A 17,480-nucleotide genomic window follows, 5' to 3' on the forward strand; every position below is an offset into this window, starting at 1 on the left:
CGGCGGGAAACCGCCGGTTTTTTTATGCGGCTTTTTTAGGCCAGGCAGCAAGCTTGCGGGCGAAATGCGACACGGTGCCGTGCAGCAGCATGGTGAATGCCGCCAGCACGAACAGGCAGGCGAACATCAGATCCACCTTGGCGCGTCCATTGGCGAGCAGCATCAGATAGCCGAGACCTTTCGATGCGCCCACCCATTCGCCGACTACAGCGCCGATGGGCGCATAGACTGCGGCGAGGCTCAGACCCGACGCCAGCGAAGGAAAGGCGGATGGAATGCGGATGCGAAACAGGATCGCCATGCGTCCGGCACCGAGAATTTCCGCTGCGTCGATAAGGCTACTGTCGGTACGCCGCATGCCGTCGAAGAATGTCGAAACGACGGGAAAGAAGATCATCAGCACTGTGACTGCAATCTTCGATGCGGGACCGTAGCCAAGCCACAAAGTCAAAATGGGGGCGAGCGCGAAGATTGGGATCGCCTGACTGAACACCATGGCGGGCATGACGAGCCGCTGCGCCAGCGGTGACATCATCAGGCAGATGGCGGTGGCAATGCCGACCGCGCAGCCAAGCGCCAGACCGCCTAAAACTTCGCCGATAGTGGCGGCAGCGTTTTCGGCAATCAGCCCGGCATTGCCGATCAGTGACTGCACCACATCCAGCGGGCCGGGCAGAATGAAGCGCGGCATCTGGCCGATGCTCACCACCGCCTGCCAGATGGCAAGCGCTATGGCTGCCGACAGTAAACCGTCGGCAGCACGCTTTTTTCGACTTCGGTTCGGGAGTGCTTCGTCCACTATCCGGCCTTCAAGCCCATAGACCAGAAATCGGCTTCGAGCCTGCTTGCCGTCGCGAAAATCTGGCAGAGCCTTGGCCAGCGCGGGCTTTTCTCAAAGTCGTCGCCGATGCGGTCCTTTGCAGCCTGATCGAACAGCTTGCCGACCGTGTGGCACATGTCCTGATAGTCAGGCCCCGCATAGGTGTCGATCCATTCTTGATAAGGCGTACCGGGCAGGGCGGTCACGGCAAGGTTGAGGCCGATCTCGCCGTAGCCGTGTGCGCAGGGCACGAGCGCCGTCAGCAGGTCGAGGAAATCGCCCGCCTGTCCGCAGTCGAGCACATAGCGCGTATAAGCAAGGTTTTCCGGTTCTTCCTTCGTCGCGTAAAGCGCGTCTTCGCTGATCCCTTCACGAGCACAAATGCCGACATGGAGCGGCAGTTCCGTGACGGCCAGACCATGCATGATCTGGGCGCAGAGCCGTGTTTCCTGCAGTGTGTTGGCCTTGACGACACCCAGCGCGAAGGCGCGGGCATAGTGGTGCAGATAGACATAATCCTGACGGAGATAATGCAGGAAGGCCGCCTTGGGTAACGTGCCGTCACCCAATCCGCGCACGAATTCATGATCGATATAGGGCTTCCAGTCATCAAGCGTCGCGGCGCGCAGGCGCGTGAACAGTTCGGATGAATAATGCGGTTGGCTCATGACTTGCTCCCTTCCGCGTTGACGTCGATGGCGAATTTTTCGACCGGAAGGACTGAAGGCACGAGACCGTTTTCCTTAAGATAGGTTTCGTAGCGGCTCCAGCGTCCGTAATCGAGACTTGCAGGCGAGCGGGAGAAACGAGCGACCGTGTCTTTCCAGGCGCGCTGGTTCAGCTCGTCCTTGAGTTCGGAACTATAGGATGCGAAGACGTCGTAGCTCTTCTCCGGATGGTTGACGATATACTGCGCGGCCTTCTCGGTAGCCGAGAGGAAGCGTGCGATCTTGTCCTTTTCCGCCGCGTCCAATTTGTCGGAAGCTGCGACATAGACGAGCTCGTCATAAACCGGCACGCCTTCTTCCTCGACGAAGAAGCATTTTCCGGGCACGCCTTCGACAGCCATCTGGTTCAGTTCGACATTGCGATAGGCACCCATTACCGCATCGACCTGCTTCGACATCAGCGATGGCGCGAGTGAGAAATTCACATTGATGAGCTCGACATCCGAGAGTTTGACGCCGTGCTGGCCGAGAATGGTGCCGAGCAATGTTTCCTCGGTTCCGGCGACCGAATAGCCGATCTTCTTGCCCTTGAGATCGGCGATGGAATTCACCGATCCGTCGTCTCTGGTCATCAGGCAGTTGAGTGGCGAGTCGATCAACGTGCCGACGCGGATAAGCGGCAGGCCTTCATGCACCTGAAGATGCACCTGCTGCTGATAGGAAATGGCGAGATCCGCCTGCCCTGCCGCCACCATCTTGGTGGGCGTCGAGGCGTCAGCAGGTGCAACGATGTCCACATCCAGCCCGGCATCCTTGAAGTAGCCAAGCTTGTCGGCGACGATGATGGGACCGTGATCAGGGTTCACATACCAGTCGAGAATGAGCTTCAGCTTGTCGTCAGCCTGAGCCGAAGTGGCAGCCGTGAGGGCGAGGCCGAACAGGGCGGCGAAGGCGGTCTTTTTCATAGGGTCTGCTCCAGAGTATGGCCTGCATAAGCGCGCGTGGTTTCAATCCATTGGCGCAGGCGGCTTTCGGGGTCGGCATTGAGGGTGATGTCGGTGACGACGGAGACGATATCGGCGCCTGCTTCGAAAACACCGGGCGCGCGTTCAACGCTCATGCCACCGATGCCCACCAGCGGAATGTCGCCGATGCGCGCCTTCCATTGTCCAAGGCGCGGCAGGCCCTGCTCGTGCCATTTCATCTTTTTCAAAATGGTCGGATAGATGGGGCCGAGTGCGATATAGTCAGGCTTCACCGACAAAGCACGGTCCAGTTCGGCCTCGTCATGGCTTGAAACACCCAGTTTCAAGCCACCGCCGCGAATGGCACTGAGATCGGCATCGTCGAGGTCTTCCTGCCCGAGATGGATGAAGTCGCAGCCTTCCTCCAGCGCCAGCTTCCAGTAGTCGTTGACGATCAGCTGGCAGCCATTTGCAAGGCAGATTTCCCGTGCGACGCGGATTTCACTGCGCAGCTCCGGCTCGCTCTTATCCTTGACGCGCAGTTGCACCAGCTTGACGCCGAGCGGCACCATGCGCTCCAGCCATTTTGCGCTGTCGAAGATCGGGTAGAACGGATCGAGGGCCATCACAAAAATGCCTTTCCGAGAAGAGGGGTGGATGGCGCGGCCATGTCACGCGCCTCGATGGCGTCGGCTTCGAAAGCAAACCGCCCGGCTTCGACTGCAAGCGCGAAACCACGTGCCATGGCGACGGGATTGCCAGCCTTGGCGACGGCGGTGTTGATGAGTACGGCGTCGAAGCCCAGCTCCATCGCTGCTGCCGCATGGGACGGCACGCCGATGCCGGCATCGACAACAAGCGGAATATCGGGGAAATGCGCCCGCATGGTCTTCAGCGCATAAGGGTTGTTGAGGCCACGGCCTGAACCGATGGGCGCGCCCCAGGGCATCAGCACCTTGCAACCGGCTTCGATGAGCTTTTCCGCGACGACCAGATCGTCATTCATATAGGGAAAGACCTCGAAGCCGTCGTCGCAGAGTGCGCGCGCTGCCTCGACCAGTCCGAACGGGTCTGGCTGCAATGTGTCGGTATCACCGATCACTTCCAGTTTGATCCAGTTGGTGCCGAAGATTTCGCGCGCCATTTTTGCCGTGGTCACCGCTTCGCGCGGCGTGTGGCAGCCTGCCGTGTTGGGCAGAACGGCCACGCCCAGCTCCCGGATAAGCGCCCAGAAATCCTGTCCTGCGCGAGCCTCGCCACTTTCACGACGCAGCGACACCGTGACGATATCGCTTTGCGAAGCGCGCACCGCATCGGCTAATATGGCCGGCGATGGATATTGCGCCGTGCCGAGCAGCAGGCGGCTTTCAAATTTTTGTCCGTAGAATTCCAGCATCTCAGCCTCCCTGCATCGGGGCCAGAACTTCGATGCGGTCGCCAGCCGACAGAGTCGCGGCTGCGCGCTCGTGGCTGGCCACGAATTCGCCGTTCAGCGCGGTTGCAACAACCGCTTCATCCAGTTCGATTTCGGCGAGCAGCGCCGCCAGATTGGCGGCTGCCGTGGTGATGACCTCACCGTTCAGCACGATCGTCATGCATAGTCCTCCACAAATTCTGGTTTGGGCTCTAGCGCATCCTCCGGCATGGTCGCGCTCGCAACCGCCATGCGCGCTATCGCCGGCGAAAGCAGGAAGCCGTGGCGGTAAAGCCCGTTGACATAGACGGTTTTGCCCCGCCGTCTTACGCGGGGCAGATTGTCGGGAAAGGCCGGACGCGCATCGACGCCGGTTTCGAGGATTTCCGCCTCGCCGAAGGCCGGATGCAAGGCATAAGCGGCGCTCAAGAGTTCCAGCGTCGAGCGCACGCTGATGCCACCCCGCTCATCGCTTTCGATCATCGTTGCGCCGATCATGTGCACGCCGTCGCCGCGTGGCACGATGTAGAGCGGAATCCGCGGATGCAGGAGGCGTATGGGTCGCTTGAGATTAATATCGCGCGAGCGCACAACCAGCATCTCGCCCTTGACGCCGCGCAGGTCCTGCAACTGATCACGCGCTGCAAGACCGCGTGCATCGACGGTAATGTCGGCCGCGACTTTGACGTCTTTCGCATCCTGCCCCAGATGAAAGACGACGCCTTTCTTCTGCAGTTTTTCGGCGAGCTCGATCAGTGTCTGGCGCGGGTTGAGATGGCCTTCTGCCGCAAAGAAAAGTCCCTGCCGAAAACGGCCGGCAAGGTTTGGTTCCAGCGTATCGATCTGGTCTTGATCAATGGTGTCAAATGCTTCCGTCCGGCGGGCGAAGCGGCGCAGTTCGGTCGCATCGCGTGTGTGCGAGAGTACAAGCGTACCCTTGCGATGGACTGTCGAAACGTGCCGCTCCCACCAGCCGATCGCTTCCTGTCCCAAACGAACGACCGGCTCTTCCGCGCTCTCGCCTTCGCACCATGGTGCCAGCATTCCGCCTGCAAACCATGAGCAGCTGTCGGAACCGATCTCAGTGCTTTTGGCAATGACAGTGACTGCATGTCCCTGATCGTGAAATTCTGCCGCGCACACTAGACCGGCGACACCTGCTCCGATGATGGTGACGCGCATCACATTGCCTCCTCTGAGTGGACTTTCCAGAGATTATGGAAGTGATGAACAGGCCCATGGCCTTGTCCAATCTTCAACGCATCGGCGGCGCGGATTGCCCCTTGCAGATAGGCATGGGCTGCAATGACTGCTTTTTCGAGCGGCAGGTTCTTGGCAAGCTCTGCAGCAATGGCTGAGGAGAGCGTGCAGCCCGTGCCATGGGTGTTACCGGTCCGGATACGCGTCGCCTCGACACGCAATGTGGGCTGTTCGCGGCGAACCAGCAGGTCGACGCAGATTTCGCCTTCCGCATGGCCGCCCTTCATCAAAACAGCTTTCGCGCCGAGTTCGAGCAAGGCACGCCCCTGTTCTTCGGCGTCTACATCGTCGCGAGCCAGATCGCTGTCGAGCAGGCAGGCCGCTTCAGGCCGGTTGGGCGTCAGCAGCGTGGCCAGCGGAACCAGTTTCTGGCGCAAAAGCGCAATGGCGTTTTCGCTCAAAAGCCGGTCGCCGGATTTTGCAACCATCACCGGGTCGAGTACGACAGGGCCGGAAAAATGCGCAAGGCCCCGCGCAATGGCCTCGATGGTTTCGGGCACGGAAACCATGCCGATCTTCACCGCGGCTACATCGAGATCGCTGAAGACGGCATCGATCTGCCCTGCGACGATGGCGGGCGGGATGTCGTGCACCGCGCTCACCGTGCAGGTGTTCTGCACGGTCACAGCGGCAATGACGCTCGCACCATAGACGCCGAGCGCCGAGAATGTCTTGAGGTCGGCCTGAATGCCAGCTCCGCCACCACTATCGGAACCGGCAATAGTCACGCATATGGGCACGAATGCCGCACTGCCGGTTGATGTGGTTCGGGAGAAACTGTTTTTTTGGTCCATCATCACGTCTCTCATTCCGAACGGAAAAATGAGACGTCATGAACCTGTTTGGAGCTTGAACTCCGATGAGGGAAACCCTCGGCTGCGACGCGTCAAACTCCGTTCCCTACGCAGGTATTACCCGGATCAGGTTCAATGGGTTAACGCGATCAGCGTCTCTCAGCCTTTTGTGTCGCAATATCGGACGGAAAACCGCTTGGCACTTTTCCTGATATTGCTTCGAAGGCACCCCAACGAATTTTGCGTCTTTAGGCATAGGCTGGAAGTTGAAGCCGGTCAAGCGATGGAAAAATGCAGTTTTAAAGAAAATCCTTAAATCGACCCTCAATTTGTATATGGTTTATTAAAATTCTCGGCTTTAATCTATGTTCGGGGTGCATCTTCCGCGTGTTACTCATGGTGCCATGAAACTTGACGGTCCACTTGTAGGGTGGATCGAGATTATCCAGTAGGATCAGTTTGATGAGGGATTTACGATGAGGAAGCGGAGGGGCGCTTCAGCTTCGACGGAAGGCACGATGGCGCGCACGTCCGAGCAGGACTTCCGCATCCTTTTCACAACCCATCCGACACCGATGTGGGTTTATGACCCGGAGACGCTGCATTTCATCGTGATGAATGACGCTGCCTATCGGCTCTATGGATACACTGCTGATGAAATTCCGGGCATGACAGTGCTCGATATTCGACCCCAGACAGAACGGGATCGAATGCTGGCTGCCATTCGTGATCGCAGCGACCTTGAACGACCGGAGCGCTGGCAGCATCTGCGCGCGAATGGTGAAATCATTGACGTTCTGACTTACGGACGTCAGGTGCTGTTTGACGGCAAGGAAGCGATTCTCGCCATTGTTCAGGACAGGACAGAGTTGGCAGAAGCCAATCGTCAGGCAAACCACGCCCAAACCTTGCTGGACAGCCTCGTCAACAATCTGCCGCTTGGTGTCTTCGTCAAGGATATGCACGATGACGGTCGGTATGTGCTCTACAATCAGGCCGCATCGGCGGCAAGCGGACAGCCGGTAGAGGAAGCCATCGGTTCGACCGACCTCGATCTTTTCCCTGAACGCGAGGCAACCGTCATCATCCAGCAAGATCGCACGGCGATGCGGCGTCGGGGCGTGTTGAACGTCGAACGCAAGATCGAGCGCAAGGACGGAACGTCGCGAACGATGCGGATCATAAAATGTTCGATCCCACCGGTCGAAGGCAACGAGCCCCGCTATTTGATCGGGCTTGTTGAGGATATAACCGAACGGCGTGAGATTGAGGAACGCATGGCACATATTGCCATGCATGACAGTCTGACAGGCTTGCCGAACCGCGCCTATTTTGCTCACCATGTAGAGAGTTTGTTGAAAAAGGGCGGGGATTCCGAGCCTTTTGCCTTGTTCTACCTTGATATCGATCATTTCAAGAACATCAACGACAATATAGGGCATCAGGCTGGCGACCAGCTTTTGCAGGAAGTGGCGCGTCGACTGAAGCAGATCACGACTTCGGATGAATTCATTGCCCGGCTGGGAGGCGACGAATTTGCCATTGTCTACCGGAGCGGGACGCTGGCACAAATTGCAATGTTCGCTGACCGTATCCTTTCTGCTTTTCAGGATCCGTTCGAACTGGTGCGCAATTCAGAATTCGTCGCCTGCAGCATGGGCATCGCCCAGGCGCCATTGCATGGAGACAACCCCGATGTGCTGATGCGCAATGCCGATCTCGCGCTTTATGCTTCAAAATCAGGTGGACGACGCACATTCCGCTTTTATCAGCACTCCCTGCGCCTGGCGGCGGAGAAGCGTTATGTCATGACCGGCGAACTTCGTCAGGCTCTGCTGGATGAACAGTTTGAACTGCATTATCAACCGATTTTCAATCTTGAGAGCGGCAAGATTTCCGGCTTTGAAGCGCTGATCCGCTGGCGTCATCCTGATCGCGGTATGGTTTCACCGGCGGAATTCATTCCACTGGCAGAAGAAACTGGGCTCATCGGACCGATCGGCGACTGGGTTTTAAGGACTGCATGTCGGGAAGCTGTGCTCTGGCCGGAGGACATAAAAGTCTCGGTCAATCTTTCACCGGTCCAGTTCAGTCAGACCACGCTCTTGCATTCCGTCACGGATGCGTTGGAAGCAGCGCGTCTTTCACCCGACAGGCTTGAGCTTGAAATCACGGAGTCGGTCTTCCTGTCGAACAGCAAGAACAATATCGAGTTGCTGTTCGAACTTCGCCGATTGGGTGTTCGTATCGCGATGGATGATTTCGGAACCGGCTATTCTTCTTTGAGCTATTTGCGATCATTCCCATTTGATAAGATCAAGATTGATCGCAGTTTCGTTTCAGGGATCGAAGTCGATACGCGCGATCTGGCCATCATTCAGGCTGTGGCAACGCTCGGTGCGGGCTTCAATATTGTCACGACTGCCGAGGGCGTGGAAACCGCACAACAGTTGGAACGTTTGAAGACCGAGCGTTTTGGCGAAGTGCAGGGTTTCCTGACCGGGCGGCCAATGCCTGCCGGAGACGTGCATTCCTTTATCCAGAATCGCAGCAATGTCGGTCTGGAAATGCCTGCGGCACACAACAGATTGCCGATTTAGGGCATCGCCCACTTGTTATTGAGCGGCGCTCGAAAAGCCATAACACCAAACGAAAAGTCCGAATCGAACCTCGCCTTAAAAAGGGCTTGACCTTCCAACGGTGGGAAGGCCTATCTAAGGAGCAACTCTCGAATTATGCCCTTTCCGGGCGATGAAAGGGATTGCCATGAACAAGCCTGTTAATCACGAAACCATCAGTTTTCCAGTACCCGTCGAAGGGATGAGTTGCGCGTCTTGCGTGTCATCCGTTGAAAAAGCCGTGTCCAAAGTTCCGGGCGTCGACAAGGTTTCCGTCAATCTTGCAACGGAACGCGCCGACGTGACTTTCAAGGGCGAACCGGATTTGCCGTCGGTGATCGATGCCATTCGCAAGGCGGGTTATGATGTCCCGGCAGGGAGCATCGATCTCGCTATTGAAGGCATGACTTGCGCTTCCTGCGTCAGCAAGGTTGAGAAGGCGCTGAATGCTGTGCCGGGCGTAACACGCGCCAGTGTTAATCTCGCAACTGAACGTGCCCATGTGGAACTGGCCGGGCCGGTACAGTCATCCGAACTCATCAAGGCGGTTGAACAGGCAGGTTATGAGGCGCGTTCGCTGGATGACGCGCAGAGCGACGTCAAGCAGGAAACCCAGTCCGAGAAGCGGGATGCTGAAGCGGCAGAACTGAAGAAAAGCGTCATTCTCTCTGCCGTTTTGACCTTGCCTGTTTTCGTTATGGAAATGGGTTCGCATCTGATCCCTGCGGTTCATATGTTCGTCATGGACAGGATCGGTATGCAGAACAGCTGGTATCTGCAGCTTGTGCTCACCACGCTGGTACTGTTCGGTCCGGGATTGCGCTTTTTCAAGAAAGGCATTCCGGCGCTGTTGCGCGGCACGCCTGACATGAATTCGCTGGTTGTGGTTGGCACGCTTGCCGCATGGGGCTATTCGGTGGTCGCGACTTTCCTTCCCGGCGTGCTGCCGGAAGGCACGGTGAATGTTTATTTCGAGGCTGCCGCCGTCATCGTCACATTGATCCTGATCGGGCGTTATCTGGAGGCGCGTGCCAAGGGACGCACCAGTGCGGCTATCAGCCGGCTGGTTGGCCTGCAGGCGAAATCGGCGCGTGTGGTGCGTAATGGCGAGACGATCGATGTGCCGCTGGAAGATGTTCGCGCTGGTGACGTCGTGCAAGTCCGCCCCGGCGAGAAAGTGCCGGTCGACGGCGAGGTGATCGAAGGTTCGTCCTATGTGGATGAATCGATGATTACCGGCGAGCCTGTGCCTGTTGCCAAGGAAAAAGGCGCGGAAGTGGTTGGCGGTACGATCAACAAAACCGGTGCCTTCACCTTCCGTGCCACCAAGGTTGGCCGCGATATGGTGATCTCGCAGATCATCCGCATGGTTGAGGACGCTCAGGCTGACAAGCTGCCAATTCAGGCAAAGGTCGACAAGGTGACCGGCTGGTTCGTACCCGCTGTGATGGCGGCTGCCGCTTTGACCTTTGCATTGTGGCTTGTGATCGGTGGCACGGGCATGCTGGGTTACGCGCTGGTGAACGCCATTGCGGTTCTCATCATCGCCTGCCCGTGTGCCATGGGCTTGGCCACACCAACGTCCATTATGGTTGGCACTGGCCGCGCAGCCGAGTTCGGCGTCCTGTTTCGCCGCGGTGACGCATTGCAGACCTTGCGCGATGCTTCCGTTATCGCCGTCGACAAGACCGGTACGCTGACACAGGGAAAGCCCGCTTTGGCTCATTTCGCGACCGTCGAAGGCTTTGAGAAGGACGAACTTCTGGCGCTTGTCGCGGCTGTGGAGGCACGTTCCGAACACCCGATTGCCGACGCGATTGTGGAAGCAGCGAAAGAGAAGGGATTGAAGCTTGCGGATGTATCGGCTTTCGAAGCCGTACCCGGTTTTGGCCTGAAGGCTCATGTGTCCGGCCATGAGATTGCCATCGGCGCTGATCGTTACATGGCAAAGCTTGGTCATGACGTTGCTGTCTTTGCCAATGATGCGAAGCGTCTCGGCGATGAAGGGCAGTCTCCGCTCTATGCAGCTGTCGATGGTAAGCTGGCAGCAATCCTGACTGTTGCCGACCCGATGAAGGAAACTACGCCAGCGGCGATTGCTGCCCTGCACGAGCAGGGGCTGAAGGTCGCCATGATCACCGGCGATAACCGCCGCACGGCGGAAGCCATCGCAAAACGTCTCGGCATCGATGAAGTCGTTGCGGAAGTGCTGCCGGACGGCAAGGTTGAAGCGTTGAAGCGGCTTTCGGCAGGTGGCAAGCGGATTGCTTTTGTCGGGGACGGTATCAACGATGCGCCTGCACTGGCTGCTGCCGATGTTGGCATTGCGATTGGCACCGGCACGGATATTGCGATCGAAAGCGCAGATGTGGTGTTGATGTCGGGCGATCTTCGCGGCGTGGTCAATGCCATTGCCATATCGAAGGCGACGATCCGTAATATCAGCGAAAACCTGTTCTGGGCCTTTGCCTATAACGTCGCGCTGATCCCTGTCGCGGCGGGTGTCCTCTATCCGTTCACTGGCACGTTGTTGTCACCGGTTCTGGCGGCAGGCGCCATGGCTTTCTCCAGCATCTTCGTGCTGAGCAATGCCTTGCGGCTCAAGGCTTTTAAAAGCCCGATAGAGGCCTGAGCAAAAGAAAGGCGCGGTGTTGACCGCGCCTTTTTGTTTCAGAGCATTTCCAGCAAAAGTGCGAAGCGGTTTTGCGTAGGATAATGCGTACAAACAAAGACATAGAGCGGTTCCGTTTCAACCGGAACCGCTCTAATGAGTTCCGACAGCCTTGCCGTATGTTCGGACCACATTGCGGACGGCCTCCACCATCAAGGCGTGGGGCGTCGCTTCAATCTCACCCGAGGCGACTGCTGGATAAAGCGTGCCCAGATACTGACTGATCAGCGTTTCCGGTATCTTGCGCCCTTCCAGACGGTTCAAAAGCGCATCGACGGCAGCAGTTGCGACCGGATGCGGCCAGTAATAGCGAATGCGGTCGCTATAGGAGAAATGGCGTTGCAGGCGCAGTTCTTCCGCATCACCGTGATAGTATTTTTCCCAGTTCTTCGGCTCTGCGAGAAGTAGCGCTTCCATCTTACCGCGCAGGGTTTCTTCTTCCGGCAGTTTGTCGAGGAAAGCTGCAATCTGGTCGAGACCGTAAAGCGCCTCGCGCAGTGCAAAAGTCAGGCCGGGGCCGACTTTCAGAATGGTGAAACCGTCATCAACCAGATCGGAAAGCGCTTCCACCGGCTGATAGTCGGTGGAGTGGGCTTCAAAGACGAATTGCGCCATTTCGCTGAGAACACCGCTTAACGCCGTCGCCTTTTCACTGTTGTAGAAGACGACATTTTCGTTGCCGAACTCGACGCCCGGCTGCACCACGACGCCGATGGCGCGGGCGAATGCGTCTTCCAGTCCGAGTGCTGCGAAAGCCTTGCGGTGAATGGCGACGGTTTCAACTGCCGCGCCCGGCTTGGTCAGCTCCAGCTCTTCGATTTCTTCCATCGCCCCGCCGGGGATAGGGACTTCCGTGCCGATGATATAGACCGGCAGGTCGTATCCGGCTTCACGGGCCGCTGCTTCCGAAACCTTGGCCAGACGTGCCGCGCGCTCGGCGGTCACGGCATCGGGTAGCGCGACCGGCTCGCCAGCACAGCCCATCGAGGTGTCGAGATGGATCTTTGTGAAGCCAGCGCGCACGAAGGCGTCGATCATCACATCCGACTTCGCAAGGGCTTCTTCGGCAGGCAGGTGCTTCCACGGGTTCGGGCCGAGATGGTCGCCGCCCAGAATAAGCCGCTTGGTGTCGAAGCCGACACGGGCGGCGATGTCTTCCACAAAGCGGCGGAAGTCGGCAGGCGTCATGCCTGTATAGCCGCCGTCCTGATTGACCTGATTGCAGGTGGCCTCAATCAGCACGTCCGTGCTGGTCGCGATGCCTTCAAGAAGCGCGGCCTCGATCACCAGAGGATGCGCAGAGCAGATCGACGTGATGCCGCCACGAACCCCGCTGGCGTAACGTGCGGGAAGTGCGCTCAGAACTTGCGTACTGCTCATGCTGGAACTCCGTTTTTCTGAAGGAAGGCTTCGATTTCGGCCATGGTCGAGGTGCCTTCCATCGGCCCTTTGACACCAACGGCGCGCGCGCCGGTGGCGTTGGCGATGACGAGGGCTTCTTTCGGTGCCATGTCGCGCAGCCAGCAGGTGACGAATGCCGCGCCAAAACTATCGCCCGCTCCGGTCGGGTCGATCTCATCGACCTTGAAAGCAGGCGCGAAAACTTCGCCGGACTGGTCGAAATAGCTGGCGCCTTCCGCGCCGCGCTTGACCACAACGGCCTTGACGCCCCGCGCCAGCAGTTCTTCCACGGCTGCCTTTTCCTCGGTCGCCTTGGTGAAGAGGAAAATTTCCGGGCCGCTCGGCATGAACAGGTCGGTGTTTTCCAGCGCATGGGCCAGCGCTTGGCGCATGCCCGGCAATTCCAGCATTTCCTTGCGGATATTCGGGTCGAAGGACACGGTGCCACCCTTCGCCTTGATACGGATCGTCGCCTCGTGGATTGCAGAAACAATGCCTTCGGAGAACAGGGCGGAGCCCATGATATGCAGATGATTGGCGGTCTCGATCAGCCTTTCGGCTTCCGGCGTCAGGCCGATGGCACTGCATGCGCTGTGCTTGATGTTGAAGATGAAATCGCGATTGCCATCTGGACGATAACGCACGAAAGCGCTGCCGGTGGCGGCTGCCGGATGTACGCCGATGGCCGAAACATCCACGCCGTCCTTCTGCAAGCGCTCGATATTGAGCGCGCCGAAGTCATCATTGCCGACCGCGCTGACCATGCCGCAAGGCTGGCCCATCTTGGCGGCCTGATCGATGAAGATTGCGGGCGCGCCGGAGGCGAACGGCCCGATCAATGGGATGGCGGTCTTGAAACCGTTGCCGGTTTCCACAGCCATGATTTCGACGACGATCTCGCCGATGGTGATGATCTTTTTCATAAGGTGCACCGCGATTACGTACGCATGGATTTCGAGCGCACGTCCAGCCAGACGGCAACCAGAATGACCACGCCCTTGACGATGAGCTGATAGAAATAGGGCACCGACAGCATGTTCATGCCGTTGTTGATGACACCGATGATGAGCGCGCCCAGAATGGTGCCGACCATGGTACCGACGCCGCCGGCAAGCGAGGTGCCCCCAAGCACGACCGCCGCAATGGCGTCGAGTTCATAGCCCATGCCTGCATTGGTCTGTGCTGAGGACAGGCGCGAGGAGAGGAGAATGCCGCTGATGGCTGCCATGACGCCGGAGAGCATGAAGACGATGATCTTGATGCGGTCGACGCGGATGCCCGAATAGATCGCTGCTTCCTTGTTGCCGCCCGACAGATAGATGCGGCGACCGAAAACGGTCTTCGACAGCAGGATATAATTGAAGATGAACAGAACGCCGACGATCCAGATGATGATCGGCAGGCCGAGCCAGTTTTCCGAGCCGATGGCAAGCCAGGTATCGTTTTCGATGATTTCCGGTGCGCCATTGGTCGGCAGGCTGACCATGCCGCGATAGATGCCCATTGTCGCAACGGTCACGATGAAGGAGGGCAGCATCAGCTTTGCCGAAAGCACGCCGTTCAGGCCACCCATGATGGCGCCCGCCGCAAGGGTGAAAACGACGGTCGGCACGAAGCCGAAGCCCATGGCGAAGGCTTGCGCTGCCACCATGCCGGAAACTGCGATGATCGAGCCGATGGACAGGTCGATTTCGCCGAGCAGGATCACATAGGTCATGCCATAGGCAGCAACGGCGATCACCGCCACCTGCTGCATGATGTTCATGAAGTTGTTGAAGGCGAGAAAGCGCGGGTTCAGCACCGCGAAGACCACGCAGAGCACGGCCAGTGAGATGATGATGCCGCCATACTGGCGAACCAGCGGGGAGGAGAAAAGCGAACGGCGGACTTCCGCGTCCACGGCTTTCTTCTGAATATTTTGTGCGTTGCTCATAGGTGCATTCCTGCTGCGTAGCTCATGACGGTTTCTGGCGTGAGGCCATCGGCATCGACAATGGCGGCGACATGCTTGTTATGCATGACGGCCACGCGGTCGCTCAGGCCCAGCACTTCCGGCAGTTCGGAGGAAACCATCAGGATCGCCGCGCCATTGGCGGCAAGTTCACGGATGATGCGATAGATTTCGAATTTCGCGCCGACATCGACGCCGCGTGTCGGCTCATCGAGAATGAGGATGCGCGGCTTTGTCTGCAGCCACTTTGCCAGCACGATCTTCTGCTGGTTGCCGCCGCTGAGTGACCCGGCAACCGTGTCGATGGATGCGGTCTTGATGGCCAGACGCAGCACTTCCGCCTTGGCGGCGGAGCGCTCCGTTTTCGAGCGCATGAGGCCGAAAGGCCCTGCAAGCTGGCCGAGCGCCACCATGTTGATATTGCGCTCAACGCTGTGTGACAGAACGAGACCTTCTTCCTTGCGGTTCTCGGTCACGAAAGCAATGCCGTTGCGAATAGCATCGGTCGGTGAGGAGAGGGTGATGACCTCTCCGTCGAGCCTGATTTCACCCGTGGGCCGCAGCATACCGAACAATGCCTCCATCACGTCCGAACGGCCAGAACCGACCAACCCGAAAAGCCCCAGAACTTCGCCGGGTTTCACGTCGATGGAAACATCGTTGAATTTGCCCGCAACCGAGAGGTTCTTCGTTTCAAGTATGGGCGGCACGCTTGCCGATGGTCTCGGCGCTTCGCGCGGCGGATAGATGTCGTTCATCTCACGGCCGACCATCAGGGCGATCAGCCGCTCGATTGTGGTCTCGCTCTTTTCCGTGGTCGTTACATATTCGCCATCGCGAACGACCGTAATGTCGTCGGAAAGCCGCATGATTTCTTCCATGCGATGCGAAATATAAATAACGGCTGTGCCCCTGGCTTTCAGGCGCTCGATAATCGAAAACAGGATTTCCGCTTCGCTGTCGGAGAGCGATGAGGTCGGCTCATCCAGAATGACGACGTCAGCAGGCTGGCTCAGGCCCTTGGCGATTTCGACGAGCTGGCGCTGGGCAATCGACAGGTCGCCAACCTTTGCGCGTGCATCGACAGGCAGACCAAGCTCATCGATGAGCTTGTCGGCAGCGGCGTTCAGTTCGCGCTCCCGCACAAAACCGAAGCGGCTTGGCTCATGATTGGCGAAGATGTTCTCGGCCACGCTGAGATTGCGCGACAGGCTCAATTCTTGAAAGACGATGGCGATGCCATTTGCACGGGCATCGCGCGGGTCTTTCGGCGTATAGGTCGCGCCCTTGAGCAAAATGGTGCCGGAGGTTGGCTTGAAAACGCCAGCCAGAATCTTCATTAGGGTGGATTTTCCGGCGCCGTTTTCGCCAAGAAGCGTATGCACGCGGCCGCGACGCACGGTCAGGTTCATGCGCTTGAGCGCGATGACCGGGCCGAAGGATTTCGCCACATCGCGAATTTCAAGCACCGTATCCGGCAGGGCGTTTCGTTCGGATTTGGTGGCTGTCTCGGTATCTGTCACTTTGGGGGCCTCCACTCTCCGTTATTCAGTTTCGCAATGGATTTTAAGATTGATCCCGAGCGAAGTCTGCAATTCAAAAGGGTTGCGGCGGCGGCAAGGCGCGTGGTGTTCGCCGGGCCGCCGCACGCAGATAGGAAACAGCGACTGGGAGGAGTGTCGCTGTTTCACGCGGTGTTACTTGGTTTCGCCGTCCTTGGTGACGACGCCCGGAACGATTGGCTGCTTGGCTGGAACTTCCTCGCCCTTGATGACTTTGGCAGCGGTTTCAACTGCAACCTTGCCCATCTGGTCCGGGTACTGGGCGATAACGCCGACCATGACCGGGTCGTTTTTGACGGCATTGCGGGCTTCTTCCATGCCATCGAAGCCGATCACCTTGACCTGGTTTTCAAGCTTGGCCGACTTTACTGCCGAGGCAGCAGCCAGCGCAGCATCGTCACCGAAACCGAAGATGCCGACAATATCCGGATTGGCCTGAAGGATGTTCTGGGCAGCCGAAAGAGCTTCCGGACGGGTGATGCCCGGCTGGATCGCCACGATCTTGATGTCGGGATATTTGGCAATGCCCTTCTTGAAGCCTTCAATACGGTCCACAACCGACTGAACCGTCGGGTAATCGATCACAGCGACGTTGCCCTTCTCGCCGATGGACTTTGCCATCAGTTCGGCAGCCTTTTCGCCGCCTGCGAAGTTGTCCGTGCCCACAAAGGAGGTCACATCGACATTGTTGGCCGGTACGTCGACGGTAATGACCTTGATGCCAGCCTTTTCAGCCTTGTTGATGGCCGAGCGAACGCCCTTGCTGTCAACCGGCGAGATGATGATGACGTCAACGCCCTTGGTGATGAAATCTTCCACATCGGCGAGCTGCTTGCTCAGGTCCTGATTGGCGATGGAGACTTCCAGCGGTACATTTTCTGCCTGCGCTTCCTTTTTCATCGCATCTGCGAGCGCGATGTAGAACGGATGCTGCTGGGTCAGAAGCGATGCGCCGATGCCTTCGGCAGATGCAGCACCTGCCATCATGGCCAGAGCTACGCCGGAAAAGAGAATACGGCTGAGCGATTTGCGAAACATGATTTCCTCCGAATGACCGGCGCTCGCCGGGGCGTCCTTCTATGGGACATGAACAACGGTTTTCCTGCTGGTCCGTCAGTTGTCGCCAACTTCAAACCTCCCGAAGGGCAGGGCCTTCAGCCCATGATTGAGCTCCCCTAGACATGCTAGAGCTTGTTCAGTGTGTCAATATAAAATTTTTCACGTGTAAAAATTATAACGATTGAATTTGGGCAGGTTACATAGGCGTGAACTGCAGCAGGCACGTGAAGGCGTGGACTACTGATCACTGTTGTGTTGAAATTTGTTGCTTCTGGGCGGAAATAAATTTACGCATGA

At 57.9% G+C, this 17,480-nt stretch carries 15 protein-coding genes and 1 riboswitch; of the genes, 2 read left to right on the forward strand and 13 right to left on the reverse strand.

Translation table 11 applies throughout. The annotated features are described in order from the left end of the window. Nucleotides 1-22: 22 nt before the first annotated feature. From ABDF71_RS02625 to thiD, 8 genes are read right to left on the reverse strand one after another with little or no spacing between them, the layout of a single operon-like run. A complete protein-coding gene (locus ABDF71_RS02625; protein WP_151662927.1) occupies nt 23-799 on the reverse strand; it encodes an ABC transporter permease in 777 nt (258 codons plus the stop codon). Further along, nucleotides 799-1,488, reverse strand: coding sequence for a thiaminase II (tenA, locus tag ABDF71_RS02630; RefSeq protein WP_151662928.1), 690 nt, complete (start codon nt 1,486-1,488; stop codon nt 799-801). Before tenA ends, ABDF71_RS02625 begins: the two co-directional genes overlap by 1 nt. Then, entirely contained in the window at nt 1,485-2,453 is a 969-nt protein-coding gene (locus tag ABDF71_RS02635) for an ABC transporter substrate-binding protein (protein WP_151662929.1), read from the reverse strand. Before ABDF71_RS02635 ends, tenA begins: the two co-directional genes overlap by 4 nt. Beyond that, nucleotides 2,450-3,082 carry a thiamine phosphate synthase gene (locus ABDF71_RS02640; protein ID WP_500060981.1) on the reverse strand — a complete coding sequence of 211 codons (633 nt, stop codon included), beginning with the start codon at nt 3,080-3,082 and terminating at the stop codon, nt 2,450-2,452. Before ABDF71_RS02640 ends, ABDF71_RS02635 begins: the two co-directional genes overlap by 4 nt. Further along, entirely contained in the window at nt 3,079-3,849 is a 771-nt protein-coding gene (locus ABDF71_RS02645; protein ID WP_259030262.1) for a thiazole synthase, read from the reverse strand. The genes ABDF71_RS02640 and ABDF71_RS02645 overlap by 4 nt, the downstream gene beginning before the upstream one ends. 1 nt (nt 3,850) lies before the next feature. After that, nucleotides 3,851-4,048: a sulfur carrier protein ThiS gene (gene thiS, locus ABDF71_RS02650; protein WP_151662932.1), complete on the reverse strand. Its 198-nt coding sequence runs from the start codon at nt 4,046-4,048 to the stop codon at nt 3,851-3,853. Then, nucleotides 4,045-5,049, reverse strand: a complete 1,005-nt coding sequence (gene thiO, locus ABDF71_RS02655) for a glycine oxidase ThiO (protein WP_151662933.1) — start codon at nt 5,047-5,049, stop codon at nt 4,045-4,047. Before thiO ends, thiS begins: the two co-directional genes overlap by 4 nt. Further along, entirely contained in the window at nt 5,049-5,921 is an 873-nt protein-coding gene (thiD, locus tag ABDF71_RS02660) for a bifunctional hydroxymethylpyrimidine kinase/phosphomethylpyrimidine kinase (RefSeq protein WP_151662970.1), read from the reverse strand. Before thiD ends, thiO begins: the two co-directional genes overlap by 1 nt. 86 nt (nt 5,922-6,007) lie before the next feature. Next, a riboswitch (TPP riboswitch) is annotated at nt 6,008-6,164 on the reverse strand. Between the two features lie 233 nt (nt 6,165-6,397). On the opposite strand from thiD, the gene ABDF71_RS02665 reads away from it, so the two are divergent. Then, a complete protein-coding gene (locus ABDF71_RS02665; RefSeq protein ID WP_094514722.1) occupies nt 6,398-8,521 on the forward strand; it encodes a putative bifunctional diguanylate cyclase/phosphodiesterase in 2,124 nt (707 codons plus the stop codon). Nucleotides 8,522-8,687: 166 nt separating this feature from the next. Next, the gene (locus ABDF71_RS02670) at nt 8,688-11,171 is read left to right on the forward strand and encodes a heavy metal translocating P-type ATPase (protein ID WP_151662934.1); all 2,484 of its coding nucleotides are present in this window, start codon (nt 8,688-8,690) and stop codon (nt 11,169-11,171) included. A gap of 132 nt (nt 11,172-11,303) precedes the next feature. On the opposite strand, the gene ABDF71_RS02675 is transcribed toward ABDF71_RS02670, so the two are convergent. The 5 genes from ABDF71_RS02675 to ABDF71_RS02695 all read right to left on the reverse strand — a co-directional run bounded on the left by ABDF71_RS02675 (nt 11,304) and on the right by ABDF71_RS02695 (nt 17,162). Continuing rightward, nucleotides 11,304-12,590, reverse strand: coding sequence for a D-tagatose-bisphosphate aldolase, class II, non-catalytic subunit (locus ABDF71_RS02675; RefSeq protein WP_151662935.1), 1,287 nt, complete (start codon nt 12,588-12,590; stop codon nt 11,304-11,306). Beyond that, complete coding sequence (locus ABDF71_RS02680) at nt 12,587-13,534, reverse strand: tagatose kinase (protein WP_151662936.1); 948 nt, start codon at nt 13,532-13,534, stop codon at nt 12,587-12,589. The genes ABDF71_RS02675 and ABDF71_RS02680 overlap by 4 nt, the downstream gene beginning before the upstream one ends. 14 nt (nt 13,535-13,548) lie before the next feature. Further along, entirely contained in the window at nt 13,549-14,544 is a 996-nt protein-coding gene (locus tag ABDF71_RS02685) for an ABC transporter permease (protein WP_235918607.1), read from the reverse strand. After that, on the reverse strand, nt 14,541-16,085 hold the full coding sequence (locus ABDF71_RS02690; protein ID WP_151662937.1) for a sugar ABC transporter ATP-binding protein: 1,545 nt from the start codon (nt 16,083-16,085) through the stop codon (nt 14,541-14,543). Before ABDF71_RS02690 ends, ABDF71_RS02685 begins: the two co-directional genes overlap by 4 nt. A 174-nt stretch (nt 16,086-16,259) precedes the next feature. Then, nucleotides 16,260-17,162: a substrate-binding domain-containing protein gene (locus tag ABDF71_RS02695; RefSeq protein ID WP_071631883.1), complete on the reverse strand. Its 903-nt coding sequence runs from the start codon at nt 17,160-17,162 to the stop codon at nt 16,260-16,262. Between the last annotated feature and the right edge of the window lie 318 nt (nt 17,163-17,480).

This window comes from Ochrobactrum sp. WV_118_8 (genome assembly GCF_039631535.1).
GTDB lineage: Bacteria > Pseudomonadota > Alphaproteobacteria > Rhizobiales > Rhizobiaceae > Brucella > Brucella anthropi.

Coding starts and splice junctions, on each gene's coding strand:
- tenA (WP_151662928.1), bottom strand. CDS start 1,488: ATGAGCCAACCGCATTATTCATCCGAACTGTTCACGCGCCTGCGCGCC.
- ABDF71_RS02635 (WP_151662929.1), bottom strand. CDS start 2,453: ATGAAAAAGACCGCCTTCGCCGCCCTGTTCGGCCTCGCCCTCACGGCT.
- ABDF71_RS02645 (WP_259030262.1), bottom strand. CDS start 3,849: ATGCTGGAATTCTACGGACAAAAATTTGAAAGCCGCCTGCTGCTCGGC.
- thiS (WP_151662932.1), bottom strand. CDS start 4,048: ATGACGATCGTGCTGAACGGTGAGGTCATCACCACGGCAGCCGCCAAT.
- thiO (WP_151662933.1), bottom strand. CDS start 5,049: ATGCGCGTCACCATCATCGGAGCAGGTGTCGCCGGTCTAGTGTGCGCG.
- thiD (WP_151662970.1), bottom strand. CDS start 5,921: ATGGACCAAAAAAACAGTTTCTCCCGAACCACATCAACCGGCAGTGCG.
- ABDF71_RS02665 (WP_094514722.1), top strand. CDS start 6,398: ATGAGGAAGCGGAGGGGCGCTTCAGCTTCGACGGAAGGCACGATGGCG.
- ABDF71_RS02670 (WP_151662934.1), top strand. CDS start 8,688: ATGAACAAGCCTGTTAATCACGAAACCATCAGTTTTCCAGTACCCGTC.
- ABDF71_RS02675 (WP_151662935.1), bottom strand. CDS start 12,590: ATGAGCAGTACGCAAGTTCTGAGCGCACTTCCCGCACGTTACGCCAGC.
- ABDF71_RS02680 (WP_151662936.1), bottom strand. CDS start 13,534: ATGAAAAAGATCATCACCATCGGCGAGATCGTCGTCGAAATCATGGCT.
- ABDF71_RS02685 (WP_235918607.1), bottom strand. CDS start 14,544: ATGAGCAACGCACAAAATATTCAGAAGAAAGCCGTGGACGCGGAAGTC.
- ABDF71_RS02695 (WP_071631883.1), bottom strand. CDS start 17,162: ATGTTTCGCAAATCGCTCAGCCGTATTCTCTTTTCCGGCGTAGCTCTG.